The 16,811-nt window shown below is 73.4% G+C and carries 18 protein-coding genes; 11 read left to right on the top strand and 7 right to left on the bottom strand.

Annotated features, from left to right (window positions below):
* Positions 1–303 precede the first annotated feature (303 nt).
* Complete coding sequence (locus ACFRCG_RS13330; RefSeq protein ID WP_380031010.1) at positions 304–1,065, bottom strand: AraC family transcriptional regulator; 762 nt, start codon at positions 1,063–1,065, stop codon at positions 304–306.
* A 108-nt stretch (positions 1,066–1,173) separates the two neighbouring features.
* On the opposite strand from ACFRCG_RS13330, the gene ACFRCG_RS13325 reads away from it, so the two are divergent.
* Positions 1,174–1,920, top strand: a complete 747-nt coding sequence (locus tag ACFRCG_RS13325) for an HAD family hydrolase (RefSeq protein WP_380031008.1) — start codon at positions 1,174–1,176, stop codon at positions 1,918–1,920.
* On the opposite strand, the gene ACFRCG_RS13320 is transcribed toward ACFRCG_RS13325, so the two are convergent.
* Positions 1,886–2,338, bottom strand: coding sequence for an RpiB/LacA/LacB family sugar-phosphate isomerase (locus ACFRCG_RS13320; RefSeq protein ID WP_380031006.1), 453 nt, complete (start codon positions 2,336–2,338; stop codon positions 1,886–1,888). The two genes, ACFRCG_RS13325 and ACFRCG_RS13320, sit on opposite strands and share 35 nt — an antisense overlap.
* Positions 2,339–2,413: 75 nt before the next feature.
* Here ACFRCG_RS13320 and ACFRCG_RS13315 point away from each other — a divergent pair, with 75 nt between their 5' ends.
* The 3 genes from ACFRCG_RS13315 (at position 2,414) to ACFRCG_RS13305 (ending at position 4,376) form a co-directional block, all read left to right on the top strand.
* A complete protein-coding gene (locus ACFRCG_RS13315; RefSeq protein WP_380031004.1) occupies positions 2,414–3,271 on the top strand; it encodes a helix-turn-helix domain-containing protein in 858 nt (285 codons plus the stop codon).
* Positions 3,272–3,408: 137 nt separating this feature from the next.
* Entirely contained in the window at positions 3,409–3,816 is a 408-nt protein-coding gene (locus ACFRCG_RS13310) for a VOC family protein (RefSeq protein WP_380031002.1), read from the top strand.
* Positions 3,817–3,899: 83 nt separating this feature from the next.
* Entirely contained in the window at positions 3,900–4,376 is a 477-nt protein-coding gene (locus ACFRCG_RS13305) for a GNAT family N-acetyltransferase (RefSeq protein ID WP_380031000.1), read from the top strand.
* Positions 4,377–4,415: 39 nt separating this feature from the next.
* On the opposite strand, the gene ACFRCG_RS13300 is transcribed toward ACFRCG_RS13305, so the two are convergent.
* From ACFRCG_RS13300 to ACFRCG_RS13285, 4 genes are all read right to left on the bottom strand, one after another.
* Entirely contained in the window at positions 4,416–5,981 is a 1,566-nt protein-coding gene (locus ACFRCG_RS13300) for an MFS transporter (protein ID WP_380030998.1), read from the bottom strand.
* 71 nt (positions 5,982–6,052) lie between these two features.
* Positions 6,053–6,610 (bottom strand): TetR/AcrR family transcriptional regulator, encoded by a 558-nt coding sequence (locus ACFRCG_RS13295; protein WP_380030996.1) that lies wholly within the window; start codon positions 6,608–6,610, stop codon positions 6,053–6,055.
* Between the two features lie 157 nt (positions 6,611–6,767).
* Positions 6,768–7,283 carry a pyridoxamine 5'-phosphate oxidase family protein gene (locus tag ACFRCG_RS13290; RefSeq protein ID WP_380030994.1) on the bottom strand — a complete coding sequence of 172 codons (516 nt, stop codon included), beginning with the start codon at positions 7,281–7,283 and terminating at the stop codon, positions 6,768–6,770.
* A gap of 68 nt (positions 7,284–7,351) precedes the next feature.
* Positions 7,352–7,963: a hypothetical protein gene (locus ACFRCG_RS13285; protein WP_380030992.1), complete on the bottom strand. Its 612-nt coding sequence runs from the start codon at positions 7,961–7,963 to the stop codon at positions 7,352–7,354.
* A gap of 256 nt (positions 7,964–8,219) precedes the next feature.
* On the opposite strand from ACFRCG_RS13285, the gene ACFRCG_RS13280 reads away from it, so the two are divergent.
* A complete protein-coding gene (locus tag ACFRCG_RS13280; RefSeq protein ID WP_380030990.1) occupies positions 8,220–9,365 on the top strand; it encodes an epoxide hydrolase family protein in 1,146 nt (381 codons plus the stop codon).
* 38 nt (positions 9,366–9,403) lie between these two features.
* On the opposite strand, the gene ACFRCG_RS13275 is transcribed toward ACFRCG_RS13280, so the two are convergent.
* Positions 9,404–9,991: a hypothetical protein gene (locus ACFRCG_RS13275; RefSeq protein WP_380030988.1), complete on the bottom strand. Its 588-nt coding sequence runs from the start codon at positions 9,989–9,991 to the stop codon at positions 9,404–9,406.
* A 269-nt stretch (positions 9,992–10,260) separates the two neighbouring features.
* Here ACFRCG_RS13275 and ACFRCG_RS13270 point away from each other — a divergent pair, with 269 nt between their 5' ends.
* The 6 genes from ACFRCG_RS13270 to ACFRCG_RS13245 are packed head-to-tail and all read left to right on the top strand — an operon-like array spanning position 10,261 to position 16,805.
* Positions 10,261–11,814: an efflux RND transporter periplasmic adaptor subunit gene (locus tag ACFRCG_RS13270; RefSeq protein WP_380030986.1), complete on the top strand. Its 1,554-nt coding sequence runs from the start codon at positions 10,261–10,263 to the stop codon at positions 11,812–11,814.
* Positions 11,811–12,587 (top strand): ABC transporter ATP-binding protein, encoded by a 777-nt coding sequence (locus ACFRCG_RS13265; protein WP_380030984.1) that lies wholly within the window; start codon positions 11,811–11,813, stop codon positions 12,585–12,587. Before ACFRCG_RS13270 ends, ACFRCG_RS13265 begins: the two co-directional genes overlap by 4 nt.
* Positions 12,584–13,804 carry an ABC transporter permease gene (locus ACFRCG_RS13260; RefSeq protein WP_380030982.1) on the top strand — a complete coding sequence of 407 codons (1,221 nt, stop codon included), beginning with the start codon at positions 12,584–12,586 and terminating at the stop codon, positions 13,802–13,804. Before ACFRCG_RS13265 ends, ACFRCG_RS13260 begins: the two co-directional genes overlap by 4 nt.
* Before the next feature lie 39 nt (positions 13,805–13,843).
* Positions 13,844–14,575 (top strand): hypothetical protein, encoded by a 732-nt coding sequence (locus ACFRCG_RS13255; protein WP_380030980.1) that lies wholly within the window; start codon positions 13,844–13,846, stop codon positions 14,573–14,575.
* Positions 14,576–15,304 carry a response regulator transcription factor gene (locus ACFRCG_RS13250; protein WP_380000752.1) on the top strand — a complete coding sequence of 243 codons (729 nt, stop codon included), beginning with the start codon at positions 14,576–14,578 and terminating at the stop codon, positions 15,302–15,304.
* Positions 15,305–15,314: 10 nt separating this feature from the next.
* On the top strand, positions 15,315–16,805 hold the full coding sequence (locus tag ACFRCG_RS13245; protein ID WP_380030978.1) for an ATP-binding protein: 1,491 nt from the start codon (positions 15,315–15,317) through the stop codon (positions 16,803–16,805).
* Positions 16,806–16,811 lie beyond the last annotated feature (6 nt).

Here is a 16,811-nt window from a genome sequence, read left to right as displayed (position 1 = left end):
CTTTGGTCCGGGCCCGGGGGCGGGGCGTGTCACGTTCGCCGCATGAGAGTCGATGTCGGACACGGTCCCGCCTTCGCCGCCGCGCGCCGCCTGCCCGATCCGGGCGAGGCGACGCGGGCCGAATCCGGCCCGATGACGGCGCACCGCGCGGGCGTGGAGGTCTCCGCCGACTCCGCCGGGGTGCGGTTCGACTTCACCGGGCCCGGCCGGGTGCTCACCCGGACCCGCGACCCGTCCGCGTTCGCGTCGTTCGTCGCCGGTCTGTTGCCCGTACGCAACCGAGCGAGGGCGGCCGGCGACGGCTCATCCCGATGCGCGGTACGCGCCCGGGGTGTGGCCGAAGGCGCGCCGGAAGACGTCGATGAACGCGCTCGCCGAGGACCACCCGCAGCGGTGCGCCACGGTGGTCACCGGTATGTCCTCGGCTAGCAGGACCAGCGCGTGGTGCAGGCGCGCCTGGGTGCGCCACTGCGGGAACGTCATGCCCACCTCCGCCGCGAACAGCCGGGTCAGCGTGCGCTCGCCCGCGCCCACCGCCGCGCCCAGAGCGGCCAGTGTGCGCTGATCGGCGGGATCGGCCCGCAGCAGCGCGCAGACCGCCACCAGGCGCGGATCCCGGCCGGCGGGCAGGTGCAGCGCCTGCCGGGAGCTGTGCCGGAGCTGGTCCAGCAGGACCGCGAGGATGCGTCGCCCCTCGTCGGTGTCCACGAGGTCGGGGCGGCTGTAGGCGATGATCAGCTCGCGCAGCAGCGGGCCGACGGCGAGCACCGCCGGGCGGGCCGGGTCCAAGGGATCGGCGTCGGCGGGGATGCCCACCGCGTGCAGCACGGTCCGCCCGTGCGCACGATGCCGGTGCAGGGTGCCGGCCGGGATCCACAACGCGCGGGTGGCGGGCGCGACCCAGGTGCCGGCGTCGGTGCTCACCGACAACACGCCCCGGCCCGCGTAGACGACCTGGTGCACCTCGTGCCGGTGCGCCGTCACCCCGCCCCCGGCCGGCAGGTGACGGGTGTTCGTGCTCAGCCCGGTGGGCGGCTCGGCGAGGGGTTGGCGGGAGATCGGCATCGCCCGGCAGGTTATCGCGGGCCCGCCGACGGCGCCGCCCCACACCGACCCGGCCGCGACGGTGCGCGGGGCGGTGTAGGCCGCCCGCGGATCGGGGACCGGCCGGGCATGAACGTACGCGCGCTGGCCGTCGACTTCGGGGACACCCTGGCGATCCCCGGGCCCGACCCCGACGGCCGTCTCGTCCTGGAGGTGTTGCGCGAGTTGCCGGGCACACACGTCCCGGACACCTTCGTGGCCGCCTACGACCACGTGCACCGGATCACCCGCGAGGGCGACCGGGTCCGGGACACGCACACCTCCTTCGCCACCGAGATCCACTGGGCCGCCCGGTTGTGCGGGGCGCGCGTCCCGGACCCCGGGGCGGCCCTCGAACCGGTCTTCGAGCGGGTCCCCGACTCCCGGGTGATCCGCCGGGCCGCCGAGGCGCTGCTGCGCATCCGGGCCCGCGGCGACCTGGTCTGCGTCCTCGCGTGCGACACCCAGCGACCCGAGTCGGTACGCCGGCGCACGCTGGCCGAGGCGGGCATCGAGGACTGCTTCGACGCCGTCGTACTCTCCTGCGCGATCGGCCTGCGCAAGCCGCACCCGCACTTCTACGCCGAGGTCGAACGCGCCTGCGGCGTCCCGCGCGAGGGGATCATGTTCGTCGGCAACACCCCGAGCAAGGACGCCACCGCGCCGCACGTGTACGGGATGCGCGCCGTGTTGATCGCGCCGACCGGGCGCCCGCCGGGCCTGGCCCCCGCGATCGGGGTGATCGGGCACTTCGCCGAGCTGCCCGACCACCTCGATCGCACCGCCGCCGACCGGCCCACGCTCAGCGGCGAATCTCCGCCACGTGCTCCACGTTGAGCACGTCCGCGACCTCGCGGCTCGGCGCGGTCGCGAACCACGCGTCCAGGATCTCCATCAACACCGGCCCCGAGGTCAGCCGCATGCTGAGCGCCAGGACGTTCGCGTGGTTCCAGCGCCGCGCGCCGGCCGCCGTCTCCGCGTCCGAGCACAGCGCCGCCCGGATCCCGTCCACCTTGTTCGCGGCGATCGACGCACCGGTACCGGTCCAGCAACACACGATCGCCTGATCGGCCCGCCCCGCCGCCACCTCGCGCGCGGCCGCGGCGCTCACCGGCGCCCAGTCGTCGGCGAACTCGGGCGTGTGCGCCGGGTCGAAGGCGCCGAAGGCCAACACGTCGTGGCCACGCTTGCGCAGTTCGTCGGCGAGGTACAGGCCGCAGCCCTTGATCTGGTCGGCCGAGATCGCGATGCGCATCGGATACTCCCTGGTCGGTGCTTCGTCTGGTCGGTGGTCGGCACCTTGTCGGCACCGGGTGTGAGACTGGACAGCATGGTCCCCACGGACACTCTGCACCTGACCCGACACACCTCCGCGCTCGGGTCCATGGCGGCCGTGTCCGCGCCCGCGCATCCCGCGCTCGCGCACCTGTTCGACTCCTATCTCGGCTACGACGAGCACACCCACGCGCCGCTGCGCCGCCGCGAGGTGGCCACCGGTTCGATCACCGTGATCATCGGATTCGTGCCGATCCGGGTCCACTCCCCGCACGGGGGGCTGGACACGCCGGGCACCACCCGCTCGTTCGTGGCCGGGCTGCACGACGGGCCCACGCTCGTCGAGCACGACGGCCGACAGGCCGGCGTCCAACTCGACCTGACCCCGCTCGGCGCCTACACGCTGCTCGGTCTGCCGCTCGCCGAGATCGCCGACCGGGTGGTGCACCTCGACGACCTGCCCGGGTGGGACGGCGACGCGCTGGTCGACCGGCTGGTGTCCGCGCCCGACTGGTCGACCCGCTTCGCCCACCTCGACGAGATCCTGCTCCGCCGCCTGGCGATCGGCCCCGAGCCGCTGCCCGAGGTGATCCGCTCCTGGGACCTGTTGACGGCGAGCGCCGGTCGGATCGACGTCACCACGCTGGCTCGGGAGACGGGATGGAGCCGACGCCACCTCGGCGCCCGCTTCCGGGAGACCGTCGGCCTGCCGCCCAAGACGGTGGCCCGGGTGTTGCGCTTCCGGCACGCGATCACGCTGCTGGAGGCAGCGCCGCGCTCGTGGGCCGAGGTCGCGGCGGAGGCCGGCTACTACGACCAGGCGCACTTCAATCGTGATTTCAAGGTGCTCGCGGGCTGCACGCCCGGCGCCTACCTGGGCTCCCGGCTGCCCGCCGGCGGCTTCGCGGCCTGACCCGCGCCGGCCGACGGCGCTCGTTCCCGTTTGTCCAATACCGCGCGGGGTCCTCCGCCGGAGGCTGGTCTCGACCCACCCGGCACCCGCCGGACCCACCGGAACAGGCCGCCACACCCGGCCTCGAGGAGCGCACCATGAGCGACAACACGCTGATCTCCGACCTCGTCCCGACCCTGCGCTACAACGACGCGTCGGCGGCGATCACCTTTCTCCGGGAGGCGTTCGGGATGACCGCGGTCATGGTGGTCCCGGGCGACGACGACACCGTCGCACACGCCGAGCTGACCTTCGGCAACGCCGTGGTCATGCTCGGCAGCAACCCGCCGGAGGGGTCCGACGCGTTGCTGCGGTGGCCCGTCGGCGGCTCCGCGCTCTACGGCGTGATCGACGGCGACGTGGACGCGCACTGCGCGCGGGCGGTGGCGGCGGGCGCGACCGTGGTGCTGGAGCCGAAGGACCAGGACTACGGCGGTCGCGACTACACCGTCCGCGACCCCGAGGGCAACCTCTGGAGCTTCGGCAGCTACCGCCCGAAGGTCTGAGCCCGCGTGCGTCGGCGGGCCGGTGCGCGACCGGGCCCGAGCCCGCCGATGATCGCGTCGTCCCCACGGGCTAGCGTCGTTCCGTGGAGATCGAGACTCTGGGGTACGACCACCCCGATGTGCGCAAGCTGGTGGCGGATGTGCAGCAGGAGTACGTGCACCGCTACGGCGACCCCGACGAGACGGCGGTCGACCCGGGCGAATTTCTGCCGCCCCAGGGCCTGTTCTGCGTGGCATACGACAACGGCGCCCCGATCGCCTGCGGGGGCTGGCGGGCCCGCGGCGCGTCGCCGGAGGATCCGAGCCTGAACGACGGCGACGCCGAGCTCAAGCGGATGTACGTGGTGCCGCACGCCCGCGGGCGCGGTCTGTCCCGGGTGATCCTCGCACACCTGGAGGAGAGCGCCCGGGCGGCGGGCCGGCTGCGGGTGGTCCTGGAGACCGGCGCCAAGCAGCCGGAGGCGATCGCGCTGTACCGGTCCTCCGGATACGAGCGCATACCCGGGTTCGGCTACTACAGGGACTACCCGAGCAGCATGTGCTTCGCGAAGGCGCTCTGAGGTCCGCCGGCGGGGGCGACCCCGCCGGCGGACCGACCGTCAGTGCTCCACGTCGGACCCGGCGGTCTGCGCGCCGCGCAGCATGAACCAGGCCGCGACGGCGGCGGCCAGCAGCACCACCGCGCCCGCGCCGGCCGCGATCCGCAGTCCCTCCAGGAACGCGTCGTTCGCCGAGTGGGTGAGGTCGGCGGCGACCTGCCCGGACACCGTGTCGGCCGCCTCGGCGGCGCCCGCGAGCGACTCGCGCGCACCGTCGGCCGCCGACCCGGACACCCCCTCGGGCACCGTGAGATGGCCCCGGTAGATCCCGGTGACCACCGAGCCGAGCAGCGCGATGCCCAGCGCCGCGCCCAGTTCGTACGCGGTCTCCGAGACCGCCGAGGCCGCGCCCGCGTTCTCCTTCGGCGCGCTGCCCAGGATCAGGTCGGCGGTGACCGTGAACGAGAAGCCCGCGCCGACACCGACCAGGAGCAGCACGCCGCCCAGGTAGAGGTACGGCGTGTCCTCGGCCAGCACGGTGAGCGCCCCCAGGGCCAGCCCGATCGCGGTCAGGCCCGACGTCACCACCACGCGCGGGGTGAGCCGGCGGGCCGCCGCGCCGGCGAGCAGACCCGACACGATCGCCCCGACGGTGGCCGGCAGCTCGGCCAGGCCCGCCTGCAACGGGCTGCGTCCCTGGACCAGTTGGAGGAACTGGGACAGGAAGAAGATCAACCCGGACATGCCGAGCACGGTGAGCAGGTCGGCCAGTACCGATCCGGAGAACGCCCGGTTGCGGAACAGGCGCATGTCGAGCAGCGGCACCGGCAGCGACAACTGCCGGCGGCCGAACCACACCAGCGCGCTCACCCCGATCGCGAGCGCCGCCCACACGTCGGGGCGCAGCAGGCCGTGGGTGGCGGCCTCCTTGACCGCGTATACGGTCGCGATCATGCCGACCAGGGACAGTGCGGCGCTGAGCATGTCCCACGGGCCCGGGTTCGGGTTGCGCGACTCGGGGAGCATCTTGACGCCGACGGCGATCAGTACGGCCATCACCGGCAGGTTGATCAGGAAGACCGAGCCCCACCAGAAGTGTTCGAGCAGGAAGCCGCCGACGACCGGCCCGAACGCGGCGCCGGCCATCGACATCGCACCCCACACGCCGATCGCGAAGCTGCGTTCGCGCGCGTCGGGGAAGATGTTGCGGACCAGGGCGAGGGTGGAGGGCATCAGCGACGCACCGGCGACGCCCATCGCGACCCGGGCCGCGATCAGCGCCTCGGCGCTGGGCGCGTAGGCGGCGGCCACGGACAGCGCGCCGAACGCGGCCGAACCGAAGAGCAGCAGCTTCTTGCGGCCGATCCGGTCGCCGAGGGTGCCGGCGGTGACCAGCAGACCGGCGATGACGAAGGAGTAGACGTCGCCGATCCACAACAGCTGGGTGCCGGTCGGCTCCAGGTCCTCGCTGAGGAACGGGATGGCCAGGCCGAGCACGGTGGCGTCGATCGCCACGAGCAGTACCGACAGGGTCAGTACGCCGAGCGCGATCCAGCGGCCCGGCGCGCCCTTGGCGGGGTTGCCGGTGCCGGTATGGGCGGGAGCCGAGGAAATGGGAGCTGCCATGATCGAAAGTCCAAAAAAAGAGATGGAACCAGGGGTGGGGCGACGGATCGGGTGTCGCGTCGCCCCGGGGGTCAGTCGGGGTTGCCCGGGGTGCGCCGGGCGCCGCCGAGCAGGAGTTCGGTGACCGAGCGGGCCGCGTCGCGGCCGGCGAGTCGGCCCTCGTGCACGGCCCAGCCGGCGGCGGCGACGAACGAGAACAGCGCCTCGGTGACCCACTGGGCGGTCAGGTCGACCCGCATCGAGCCGTTCTCCTGGCCGCGCCGGACCACGGCGGCCACCTGCTCGTCCATCACGCTCCAGGCCCGCTCCAGGTCCGGGTCGCCGACCAGCGAGCTCTCGCCGTACAGGAACGCCAGGTAGTCGGCGCAGGGCATCAGCTGCTCGACCAGGTCGCGCAGCGCCCGCGGCACGTCGTCGGCGCTCAGGTCGGCGGTGTCGATCGCGCGTCCGATCCGGGCGGATGCCTCCGCGCCGAGCGCGGTGATCAGCGCCGGGCGGCCGGGGAACATCCGGTGCAGCGTGGCTCGGCTGATCCCGGCGGCGCGGGCGATCTCGTCCATGGACGAGGCGGGGCGCCGGAGCAGCAGGGTGACGGCGGCGCGCAGCACCTGCTCGTTGTCGGTGGGCATGGATCAATTCTAGCCCAGATGAGACAACTTTGTCTCAGGAATTACGCGACGGGCTCAGCCGGCACGCTGCGGCATCAGGGAGGTGTCGCGAGGTCGGGGGCACGCCGCGGGGTCGGGGGCACGCCGTGGCGGCGGGGCGGCGCGTCGTGGCGGCGGGTCAGCCCGCGCCCTGCGGGGTCAGCTCCGGGCGGGGCTCCTGCCAGGTCAGCACCGCGCTGCCGAGCCCGGCCTTGAGTCCGGCGCCCGGAAACACCCGCAGCCGCCACGGCGACAGGCGCATCACCGCGAAGTCGGGCGAGGAGGGCTTCTCCCACCCGGGCACCCCGGCCGGGTCGTAGCCCAGCGGCTCCGGGGTGTCCCGGAACAGGTGCCACACCCGCTCGCGGACCTCCTCGTCGAAGAGCAGGTCCGCGCGGCATTCGGCGGCGCACGTGTCGTGCGTGGGCGACCAGTAGTTGCAGGACACGAACGGGTTGCGGGCGATGTGCGCGCGCTTGGTCGCGGTCGGCGCGGTGGCCACCCAACCGGTGAGTCGACCGTGCTCCCACACCCAGTAGGGGTGCAGGATCCGGGTACGCGGGCGGCCGGCGCTGTCCACGGTGGCGATCGAGGCCCACACGATCGAGTGGGCCATGGAGACGAAGGCCGGGGCCGCGGTTTCCAGATCGGTCATGGCGGCAACCCCTGTCTCGTCGTAACGGCCCGACACCCACCCCCATACTGTCGTGAACGAGCGCGACCCTAAAGGCCCATCGGGAAGTCGTACGAGGCCGGCGGCTTGATCCGCACCTGATCGCCCTGGAACATCACCGAGATCTGGTCGTGCGGACGCAGCTCGATCCGGGCCGGATCGCCGGTCACCAACTCGCCGTTGAGGTAGGTGCGGTAGGTGTGCGTGGCGTCGGGGGTGAGTGCGCCCAGGTGGGTGTCGTCGAACCTGACGTTCCACATCGCGAACAACTGCCCCAGGACGAAGCGGGCGTTCGCGTCGTGGCTCTCCACGTGCAGTACGCCGCTGTTGTCGTGGGTGTGCAGGTCGGCCAGCAGCCCGGACCGGTGGTCGATGCCCAACTCGGGGGCGACCTCGACGCGCTCCAGGCCGACGAAGATGTCCAGATGCACATGGAAGTGCTGCTTCGCACCCTCCATCGTGTCCAGGGCCAGCCCCACGTCGGCCCCGCGCTGCGCGCTGTCGGCGGGCACCGGCCAGGGCGGCAACTCGGCGTTGGTGGAGGCCTTCGGCCGCGGCAGTGGGGGCCGGGCGTCGGCGGCCACGGGGGCGCCGGCGGCGAGCGAGCAGGCGGACAGGAGCGCGGCGGCGACGCCGACTCCGCCGCGGAGGTGACGGTTCATCAAGGGCCTTCCGGAAGCGGGACGAAATCACCAACCTGGCGGCTTCGGCGGCGCCGACGAAAGCCGATCGGGCGCGTCGGGGCCCGACTTCACCCATACGGGGCACGGTGCGGCGCGCCGCCGGCGGCGTGCGAGATTCGGGCCGAACGGGGGGCGGCTCGCTCTGGTATGCGCTCGGGTGTTCGGGTTGAGTACCGCCCTGGAGACCCGCCCCGGAGATTCGCCCCGACGTCCACATGGATGGAGTTGCCGGCCGATGCCCACCCCCTCTCACCTCACGCCGTTCCGGATCGAGATACCCGAGGCCGAACTGGTCGATCTGCGGGAGCGCCTGGCGCGCACCCGATGGCCCGAGGCGGAGCCCGTGGCCGACTGGTCGCAGGGCATCCCGCTCGGGTACACGCGGGAGTTGGCCGAATACTGGCGCACCACCTACGACTGGCGCAGGATCGAGGCCGGGTTGAACGCCCATCCGCAGTTCAGGGCCGAACTCGACGGTGTGGGCATCCACTTCCTGCATGTGCGCTCGCCGTACCCGGACGCGATACCGCTGATCCTGACCCACGGCTGGCCCGGTTCGATCATCGAATTCCTGGACGTGATCGGCCCGTTGACCGATCCCGTCGCCCACGGCGGGGACTCGGCGGACGCGTTCCACGTGGTGCTGCCCTCGCTGCCCGGCTACGGATTCAGCGATCGGCCGACCGAAACCGGGTGGGGCGTCGACCGGATCGCCCGGACCTGGGCGCGGCTGATGGCCGACCTGGGCTACGAGCGCTACGGCGCGCAGGGCGGCGACTGGGGATCGATGATCACCGCGTCGCTCGGTCGCCAGGACCCGGAGCACGTGCTCGGGATCCACCTGAACATGCCGGTGGCGATGCCGGACGCCGACGCGATGCGAGACCCGACGCCCGAGGAGCGCCAGGCGCTGGCCGACCTGGCCACGCACTCCGAATGGGACTCCGGCTACAGCAGGATCCAGTCCACCCGGCCGCAGACCCTCGGCTACGGCCTGACCGACTCCCCGGTGGGCCAACTCGCCTGGATCGTGGAGAAGTTCCGGCAGTGGACCGACTGCGAAGGGCACCCGGAGAACGCGCTGCCGCGCGACCACATGCTCGACAACGTGACGCTGTACTGGCTGACCGGCACCGCCACCTCCTCGGCCCGCCTGTACTGGGAGAGCTATCGCGACCCCGACCTGGCCGAGGTCGACGTGCCGACCGGATGCTCGGTCTTCCCGCACGAGATCATCCGCGCCTCACGTCGCTGGGCGGCCAACCGCTTCCGCGACCTGCGCTACTGGAACGAACTTCCCCGAGGGGGCCACTTCGCCGCCTTCGAACAACCGGAGCTGTTCGTGGAGGAGATCCGCCGCTTCTTCCGCCTGCTGCGTTAGCCGTGTGACGGCGAGGGACTCGGAGCGAGCGGCGTCGGCTACGACGAAGCCGCCGGGCTCGGGTGTGTCGTCGGCAGGAGTGCCTCGCAGATCTTCAGGGCTTCGGCGACCGCCGGCTCCGTGCGGTCGAGGGCCGACGGGCCGCCCGGGGGCAGGTCCACCCTGTGGTCGTGGAGGCAGCTTGCGAATGCCCGGATGCCGGAGTCGTTCGGGGCGGCTGTGCCTCGGCTGCCCGGAGCGCGGGAGGGGCGCAGCGTCGCGCAGGTCTCCTCGGCCTTGCGGAGCGCGGGATCGGTCGCGCGTGGGCGGCCGGGGAAGCCCGAGGGGCGTTCGCCGGCCGGGCGGCTCGGGCGATCGGATGGGCGGGCGGTGCCATCGGGCCGACCCGACGGGCGGGCTCCCCCACCCGGCCGTCCGGTCGGCACCGTGACCCCGTTCGCGCGCAGACAGTCGGTGTACGCCTTCGTGGCGTCGGCACCGGCGCTCGGCGCGCTCGACGGACCCGCGACGCTCGTGCTCTTGCCGCTGTTCCCCCCACCACATCCGGCCAGCAGCAACACGAGTGCCGAGGCGGCGACCGGCACCACCGCCGTGGTCCACGCCGATCGACCCGGGTACCTCGTCATGACGTCCTTCCCACGCGACTCGGGAACGGCCGCCGGACGGCGCACCACCCATCCGCCCCGGACTCAAGCACGGCGGGATGGTGGTTGGCCGCGCGCCGCCTGGGAGTTCGCTGGGAGCCCGGACCCCTTCGGGCGGACGACTTGTCGCGATCGAAGCGCTTTCAACCGGTACGCGCACGGCTCGCGGCCTCGATTCGCCGTCGCGTTGCCGGCCGATTCCCAGACGGCCGACAGCCTTCCGGTACGTGTCCGGTTCAGTCTTGGCCGCCATGAGGCGTGTACGACTACGACGCAAGTCGGTCCTGCTCAACCTGACCCTGGCCGCCGCGTTGGTCACCGGCGCCGGCTTCGCCTACGCGGCGGTGGACGACGGGGGCGGATCGACGCGCGCCGGCCGGGTGCGTACGGGCAAGGTCACCAAGGGCACGGTGATGGCCACGGTGTCCGCGGCCGGGTCGTTGAGTTCGCCCTCCGACACGGGGGTGGCCTTCACCGCCGCGGGCAAGGTCACCGCGGTCGCGGTCAAGGTGGGCGACCGGGTCACCGCCGGCCAGGTGCTGGCCCGGATCGATCCGGCCCAGGCCCAGGAGGCGCTGGACGCGGCGAAGTCGGCCGTGAGCGTGGCCCAGGCGAATCTGACCAAGGCCCGCGCGGGCACCCCGGTCCAGCAGGGCGGGGGCGGCAACGGAGGCGGCAGCAACGGCGGTGGCGGCGGCAACCAGGGCAGTGGCAACCAGAGTTCCGGCATCGAGAACACGGCCGTACGCGGCGGCACCGGCGATACCGCCTCCCGCGATGTGCCCGCCGCCACGCCCACGACGGCGCCGCCCGGGTCCGCGTCCACCCCTGTCGCCCAGCCGCACCCGACCGTCACCGTCACCGTCACCAAAACCGCGACGGCCACCCCGTCGCCGAGCACGACGGTGGACGCCGCGGCGGTCAGCCAGGCCGAATCGGCCCTGGTCACCGCGAACAACAAGGTCGCCGACGCGCAACGGGCCCTGGACGGCTGCACCCTGATCGCCCCCTCCGACGGCGTGGTGGCCTCGGTGTCGGGCAAGGTCGGCGACAACGTCTCCGCCGGCGGCTCGGGCGGGACCGGCGCTTCCACCGGCTCGGGCGGGTCCGGCGGGTCCGGCGGCCAGGGCGGCTCGTCCACGGCCTCGAACAGCACGGCGAGCGGATTCGTGGTGCTCGCGAATCCGACCGGCATGGAGAGCCGGGTGTCCTTCTCGGAGGCCGACGCGGCCAAGGTCAAGGCGGGACAGCCGGCCACGGTCACCCTCAACGTGAACTCCGCGATCCGGCTGAACGCCAAGGTGGTGAGCGTCAATCCGCTCCCGGACGGCGGCGGGTCGACCGGTTCGGTCAAGTACGGCGCCACCATCGCGCTCCAGGGCGACGTGTCCACGCTGCGCACCGGCCAGACCGCGAACATCTCGGTGATCGTCGCCCAGGCGGACAACGCGCTCCAGGTGCCCTCGGCGGCCGTGACCGGCGGCGGCACGGGCGGCTCCGGCGGCACGGGTGGCTCCGGCGCCTCGGTACGCGTCCTCGTCGACGGCGTCGAGCAGCGCCGCACGGTGACCCTCGGCGTGGTGGGCGACCAGACCACGCAGGTCCTCTCCGGCCTGGCCGAGGGCGACGAGATCGTGATCGGCACCGTCGCCGCCGGCACCGGCTCCACATCGGGCCGCTCCGGCCAATCCACCCGCGGCGGCACCGGCGGCGGCGGAATCCCGGGCGGCGGCGCGGTCTTCCCCGGCGGCGGTGGCAACGGCGGCGCGACCGGTGGCGGCTTCCCGCGCGGCGGCACACGATGAGCGGGCCGCACGCGGGCCGCCCCGCGCCGGTGATCGACGTCCGCGCGGTGACCAAGTCGTACGGCCACGGCGCCGCCGCCGTACAGGCGCTGCGCGGCGTCGACCTGACCATCGAGGTCGGCGAATACGTGGCCATCATGGGCAGTTCGGGCTCGGGCAAGTCCACCCTGATGAACGTCCTGGGCTGCCTGGACATCCCGTCCTCGGGCCGCTACCTGCTCGACGGCCTCGACGTCGGCCGGCTCGACGAGCACCAACTCGCCCTGGTCCGCAACCGCCGCATCGGCTTCGTCTTCCAGTCGTTCAACCTGATCCCGCGCACCACCGCGCTCGCCCAGGTCGAACTCCCGCTCTCCTACGCGGGGGTGCGCGCCCGGGAGCGCCGCCGCCGCGCCCGCGCCGCGCTCGACCTGGTCGGCCTGTCCGACCGCGCCGACCACGCGCCCAACGAACTCTCCGGCGGCCAGCAGCAACGGGTCGCGCTGGCCCGGGCCCTGGTCACCGCCCCGGCGCTGCTGCTCGCCGACGAGCCCACGGGCAACCTGGACAGCCACAGCACCCGCGAGGTGCTGGGCATCCTGGACCGGCTGCACGAGGCCGGCCGCACCATCGTGATCATCACCCACGAGGACGAGGTCGCCGCCCGCGCCGAACGGGTCCTGCGCCTGGTCGACGGCCTGGTGGTATCCGACCGGCGGCGCTCCCCCGCGTCCGCGCCGACCGCCTCCGAGCCCGTCGCGGCCGGCCCGCTCGTGGAAGGTCCCCGTCGGTGAACCCCGTCGAAGTGCTCCGATTCGCCGTCCTGGGCCTGGCCGCGAACAAGATCCGGACCGCGCTGACCATGCTCGGCGTGCTGATCGGGGTCGGCGCGGTGATCCTGCTCGTGGCCGTCGGCAACGGCTCGTCCAAGTCGGTACAGGCCTCCATCCAGCGCCTCGGCACCAACCTGCTCACCGTCTCGCACACCGCGGGCGGCGGCCGATTCGGCGCGGCCGGACAGGGCGGCACGCTCAAGGACCTCACCCCCGACGATGCCCGGGCCCTGGTCGACAAGGCCCTGGCCCCGCACGTGAAGTCGGCGGCCCCGGTGCAGACCACGTCCCAGAGCGTCACCTACGCCGGCCAGTCGGTCACGGTGTCCCAGATCGTCGGCACCACGCCGGACTGGTTCGCCACCACCAACCACGACCTGGGACAGGGCGCGCTGTTCGGCGCCGACGACGTCGACTCCCGGCGCAGGGTGGCGATCCTGGGCAGCACCACGGTGGAGAACGTGTTCGGCACGGAGAACCCGATCGACAAGGAAATCCTGGTCGGCGGCGTGCCGTTCCGCGTCGCGGGCGTGCTGCGCACCAAGGGCGGCAACGGCGCGGCCGACTCCGACGACACGATCGTGCTGCCGGTGACCACCATGCGCGACAGCCTGACCGGCTACGGTTCGTTGTCCGCGATCGCCGTACAGGCCACCTCCTCCGACGACACCACGCTCGCCCAGGACGAGATCACCTCGATCCTGAACAACCGGCACCGGATCACCGATTCGACGCAGAGCGACTTCCGGATCACCAACCAGCAGTCGCTGCTGAGCGCCAACGACGAGACCAACAAGACCTTCACCGTGCTGCTCGCCGCGGTGGCCGCGATCTCGCTCCTGGTCGGCGGGATCGGCATCACCAACATCATGCTGGTGACGGTCGCCGAACGCACCCGCGAAATCGGCATCCGTAAGGCGATCGGCGCGCCGCGCGGGGCGATCCTGGGCCAATTCCTGGCCGAGTCCACGCTGTTGTCGGTGATCGGCGGCGGCCTCGGGGTGGCCGCCGGGCTGTTCGCGGCCCGCTTCGAGGTGGTCGGGATCACGCCCGTCGTGGTGCCGAGTTCGGTGGTCGGCTCGTTCGCCGTGTCGGTCGCCATCGGCCTGTTCTTCGGCGGCTACCCGGCCGCGCGCGCCGCCGCGCTGCGGCCGATCGAAGCACTGCGGCACGAATAGCCCGACCATCCACCGCCGTTCCGGAGGAGAATCCCGACCATGACGCCGAAGCCCGGCCTCGACCCGCACGACACCCGCCCACTCGACCCCGCACCGGGAGAGCCGGCGCCCGACCCCGGCACGCCCGGCTTCGTCGGCGGCTTCCACGCCGAACCGGCCGCCGCCGACGCGCCGGACGAGTCGCCGGAGGACATCCTCGCCCGACCGCCCGCCGCCCGCGACGTCGCCGACGAGTTGGCCGCGCCGCCCCGCCGCCGCCTGCCCGCACTGACCCTGGCCCTGGGCGCGGGTGTGCTCCTGTCCGCGGGCTTCCTGGCCGGCGTCGAGGTACAGAAGGACCACGCGGGCGGCGGCACCGGGCAGAGCGCGGCGCAGCAGGGCGCGAACCCCTTCACCGCCCGCACCGCCGGCGGCAGCGGCACCCAACCGGGCGCCCGCCCGGCCGGCGGCACCACGTCCGGCGCGGGCTCCGGCTCCGGCTCGGATCTGACCACCGGGACGGTGAAGGTCGTCGACGACTCTTTCATCTACGTCTCAGATTCGGCCGGCAACATCGTGAAGGTGAAGACCGACGCCGGAACGAAGATCCAGGTGACCCGCGACGGGCGCACCGTCGACCTGAAGCCGGGCGACACCGTCGTGGTGCGCGGCGCGACCGGCGCCGACGGCGCGGTGACCGCGACCTCCGTCGCCCAGGGCACCACTCCCCTCGGCCGCGGCGGCGCGGGCACGGCGGGCGGCACCGCCGGCGCGACCGGCGGGGCGGGCTAGATGGCCACGCCCGCCGAGGGCGCCCGTACCCGCCTGCTCGTCGTCGACGACGAGCCGAACATCCGCGAACTGCTCTCCGCCAGCCTGCGTTTCGCCGGATTCGAGGTCGACTCGGCGGCCGACGGCGCCGACGCGCTGGCCGCCGTCGCCCGGTGTCGGCCGAACCTGGTCGTGCTCGACGTGATGCTCCCCGACCTGGACGGCTTCGAGGTGGTCCGCCGACTGCGCGCCGACGGCACCCGACTGCCGGTGTTGTTCCTGACCGCGAAGGACACCACGAAGGACAAGATCACCGGATTGACCCTGGGCGGGGACGACTACGTCACCAAGCCGTTCAGCCTCGAGGAGCTGATCGCCCGGATCCACGCGGTGCTGCGGCGGGTGCACGGCGGCGAGGGGGTGCCGACGTCCTCCAACCGGATCGTGGTCGCCGATCTCGAACTCGACCCGGACGGCCACGAGGTGCTGCGCGGCGGGCGGCCGGTGTCGCTGTCGCCCACCGAGTTCAAACTGCTGCGCTACCTGATGCTCAACACCGGCCGGGTGGTGTCCAAGACGCAGATCCTGGACCACGTCTGGCAGTACGACTTCGGCGGCGATCTGAGCATCGTCGAGTCGTACATCAGCTACCTGCGCCGCAAGATCGAACTCGACGTCGGCGGCGGCAAGTTGATCCACACCGTGCGCGGGGTCGGATACGTGCTGCGGCGCCCGCAGCCGTCGGCCTGACGGCGCCGGGATGCGCCTCCCGCACCCGAGCCGATCGTCGCTGCGCGTCCGCGTGCTGGTCATCGCGATGACCCTGGTCGCCGTCGCCCTGCTGGTCAGCCAGACGGTCGTGGTGGGCTCGCTGCGCGGCTACCTCACCGACCAGGTGGACCGGCAGCTGCACCAGGCCGCGCGGGGGATGGCGTACCGCCCGCCCGAGCCCCCCGGCGAGCCGCGCGGCAACGGGCCGCCGCCCGGCGGTCGCGGGCGGGCGTTCGGCGTGTTGCCGAGCCGGATCGTGGCCGAGTACCTGAACCCCGACGGCACCACCCGCCAGCGGGTGCGCTCGCCCGGTGCCGAGGAGGAGTTGGGCCCGCGGCTGCCCCGCCTGGACGCGGTCACCGTGACGGCCCTCGACCGGCGTCCGTTCGAGACCGACTCGGTGTCCGGCGACACCCGCTGGCGGGTGCTCGCGGTGCCGACGGCGGGCGGCGAGGGCAGCGTGGTGCTGGCCCAGCCGCTGAACGACGTCCGGGCGGCGGTCGACCGCATGCGCACGGTGTGTCTGCTGATCGGCCTGACCTGCCTGACCGTACTGGCGGCGGCCGGCTGGTTCGCGCTGCGCGGCGGACTGCGTCCGCTGCGCCGGATCGAGGAGACGGCGGCGGCGATCGCGGCGGGCGACCTGTCCCACCGGGTCCCGGTACCCGCGCCCGGCACCGAGATCGGCCGGTTGTCCACGTCGATCAACGGCATGCTGGCGCAGATCGAGACCGCGTTCGCGGCCCGCGCCGAGTCGGAGACCCGGATGCGCCGGTTCGTCGCCGACGCCGGGCACGAGTTGCGCACCCCGCTGGCCAGCGTGCGCGGCTTCGCCGAGTTGTACCGGATGGGCGCGCTGACCGATCCGGCCGAGGTGGCCCGCACGATGCGGCGCATCGAGGACGAGGCGATCCGGATGGGCGGCCTGGTCGAGGACCTGCTGCAACTGGCCCGCCTGGACGAGCAGCGGCCGCTGTGCAACGAGCCGGTGGACCTGCGCATCCTGGCCGCCGACGCGGTACACGACATCAAGACCCTGGCGCCGGACCGCGCGGTGACGCTGACCGGCCTGGACGGCGGCCCGGCGCATCCGGTGACGGTCTTCGGCGACGAGTCCCGGCTGCGCCAGGTGGTGGCCAACCTGGTCTCCAACGCGCTGACCCACACCCCGGCCGGGACCACGATCCGGATCGCGGTGGGCCGGACCGGGCCGCCGGACCGGTGCGCGGCCTTCGAGGTCGCCGACACCGGCCCCGGCCTGACCCCGGCCCACGCCCAGCGGGTGTTCGAGCGTTTCTACCGGGTCGACTCCTCGCGCAGCCGCGCCGCCGGCGGCGGCTCCGGCCTCGGCCTGGCCATCGTCGCCGCCCTGGTCAACGCGCACGGCGGCCGGGTCGAGGTACGCACCGCCCCGGGCGAGGGCGCGGCGTTTCGGGTGCTGCTGCCCGAACCGGGACCGGCGGCCCGGCTGCCGGCCTGACCCCGG

Origin of the sequence: Embleya sp. NPDC056575, from assembly GCF_042793325.1 — a bacterium.
Lineage (GTDB): Bacteria > Actinomycetota > Actinomycetes > Streptomycetales > Streptomycetaceae > Embleya.
This window is presented reverse-complemented; position numbering and strand designations above follow the sequence as displayed.

Coding starts and splice junctions, on each gene's coding strand:
- ACFRCG_RS13330 (WP_380031010.1), bottom strand. CDS start 1,065: ATGCCGATCTCCCGCCAACCCCTCGCCGAGCCGCCCACCGGGCTGAGC.
- ACFRCG_RS13325 (WP_380031008.1), top strand. CDS start 1,174: ATGAACGTACGCGCGCTGGCCGTCGACTTCGGGGACACCCTGGCGATC.
- ACFRCG_RS13320 (WP_380031006.1), bottom strand. CDS start 2,338: ATGCGCATCGCGATCTCGGCCGACCAGATCAAGGGCTGCGGCCTGTAC.
- ACFRCG_RS13315 (WP_380031004.1), top strand. CDS start 2,414: ATGGTCCCCACGGACACTCTGCACCTGACCCGACACACCTCCGCGCTC.
- ACFRCG_RS13310 (WP_380031002.1), top strand. CDS start 3,409: ATGAGCGACAACACGCTGATCTCCGACCTCGTCCCGACCCTGCGCTAC.
- ACFRCG_RS13300 (WP_380030998.1), bottom strand. CDS start 5,981: ATGGCAGCTCCCATTTCCTCGGCTCCCGCCCATACCGGCACCGGCAAC.
- ACFRCG_RS13295 (WP_380030996.1), bottom strand. CDS start 6,610: ATGCCCACCGACAACGAGCAGGTGCTGCGCGCCGCCGTCACCCTGCTG.
- ACFRCG_RS13290 (WP_380030994.1), bottom strand. CDS start 7,283: ATGACCGATCTGGAAACCGCGGCCCCGGCCTTCGTCTCCATGGCCCAC.
- ACFRCG_RS13285 (WP_380030992.1), bottom strand. CDS start 7,963: ATGAACCGTCACCTCCGCGGCGGAGTCGGCGTCGCCGCCGCGCTCCTG.
- ACFRCG_RS13280 (WP_380030990.1), top strand. CDS start 8,220: ATGCCCACCCCCTCTCACCTCACGCCGTTCCGGATCGAGATACCCGAG.
- ACFRCG_RS13275 (WP_380030988.1), bottom strand. CDS start 9,991: ATGACGAGGTACCCGGGTCGATCGGCGTGGACCACGGCGGTGGTGCCG.
- ACFRCG_RS13270 (WP_380030986.1), top strand. CDS start 10,261: ATGAGGCGTGTACGACTACGACGCAAGTCGGTCCTGCTCAACCTGACC.
- ACFRCG_RS13265 (WP_380030984.1), top strand. CDS start 11,811: ATGAGCGGGCCGCACGCGGGCCGCCCCGCGCCGGTGATCGACGTCCGC.
- ACFRCG_RS13255 (WP_380030980.1), top strand. CDS start 13,844: ATGACGCCGAAGCCCGGCCTCGACCCGCACGACACCCGCCCACTCGAC.
- ACFRCG_RS13250 (WP_380000752.1), top strand. CDS start 14,576: ATGGCCACGCCCGCCGAGGGCGCCCGTACCCGCCTGCTCGTCGTCGAC.
- ACFRCG_RS13245 (WP_380030978.1), top strand. CDS start 15,315: ATGCGCCTCCCGCACCCGAGCCGATCGTCGCTGCGCGTCCGCGTGCTG.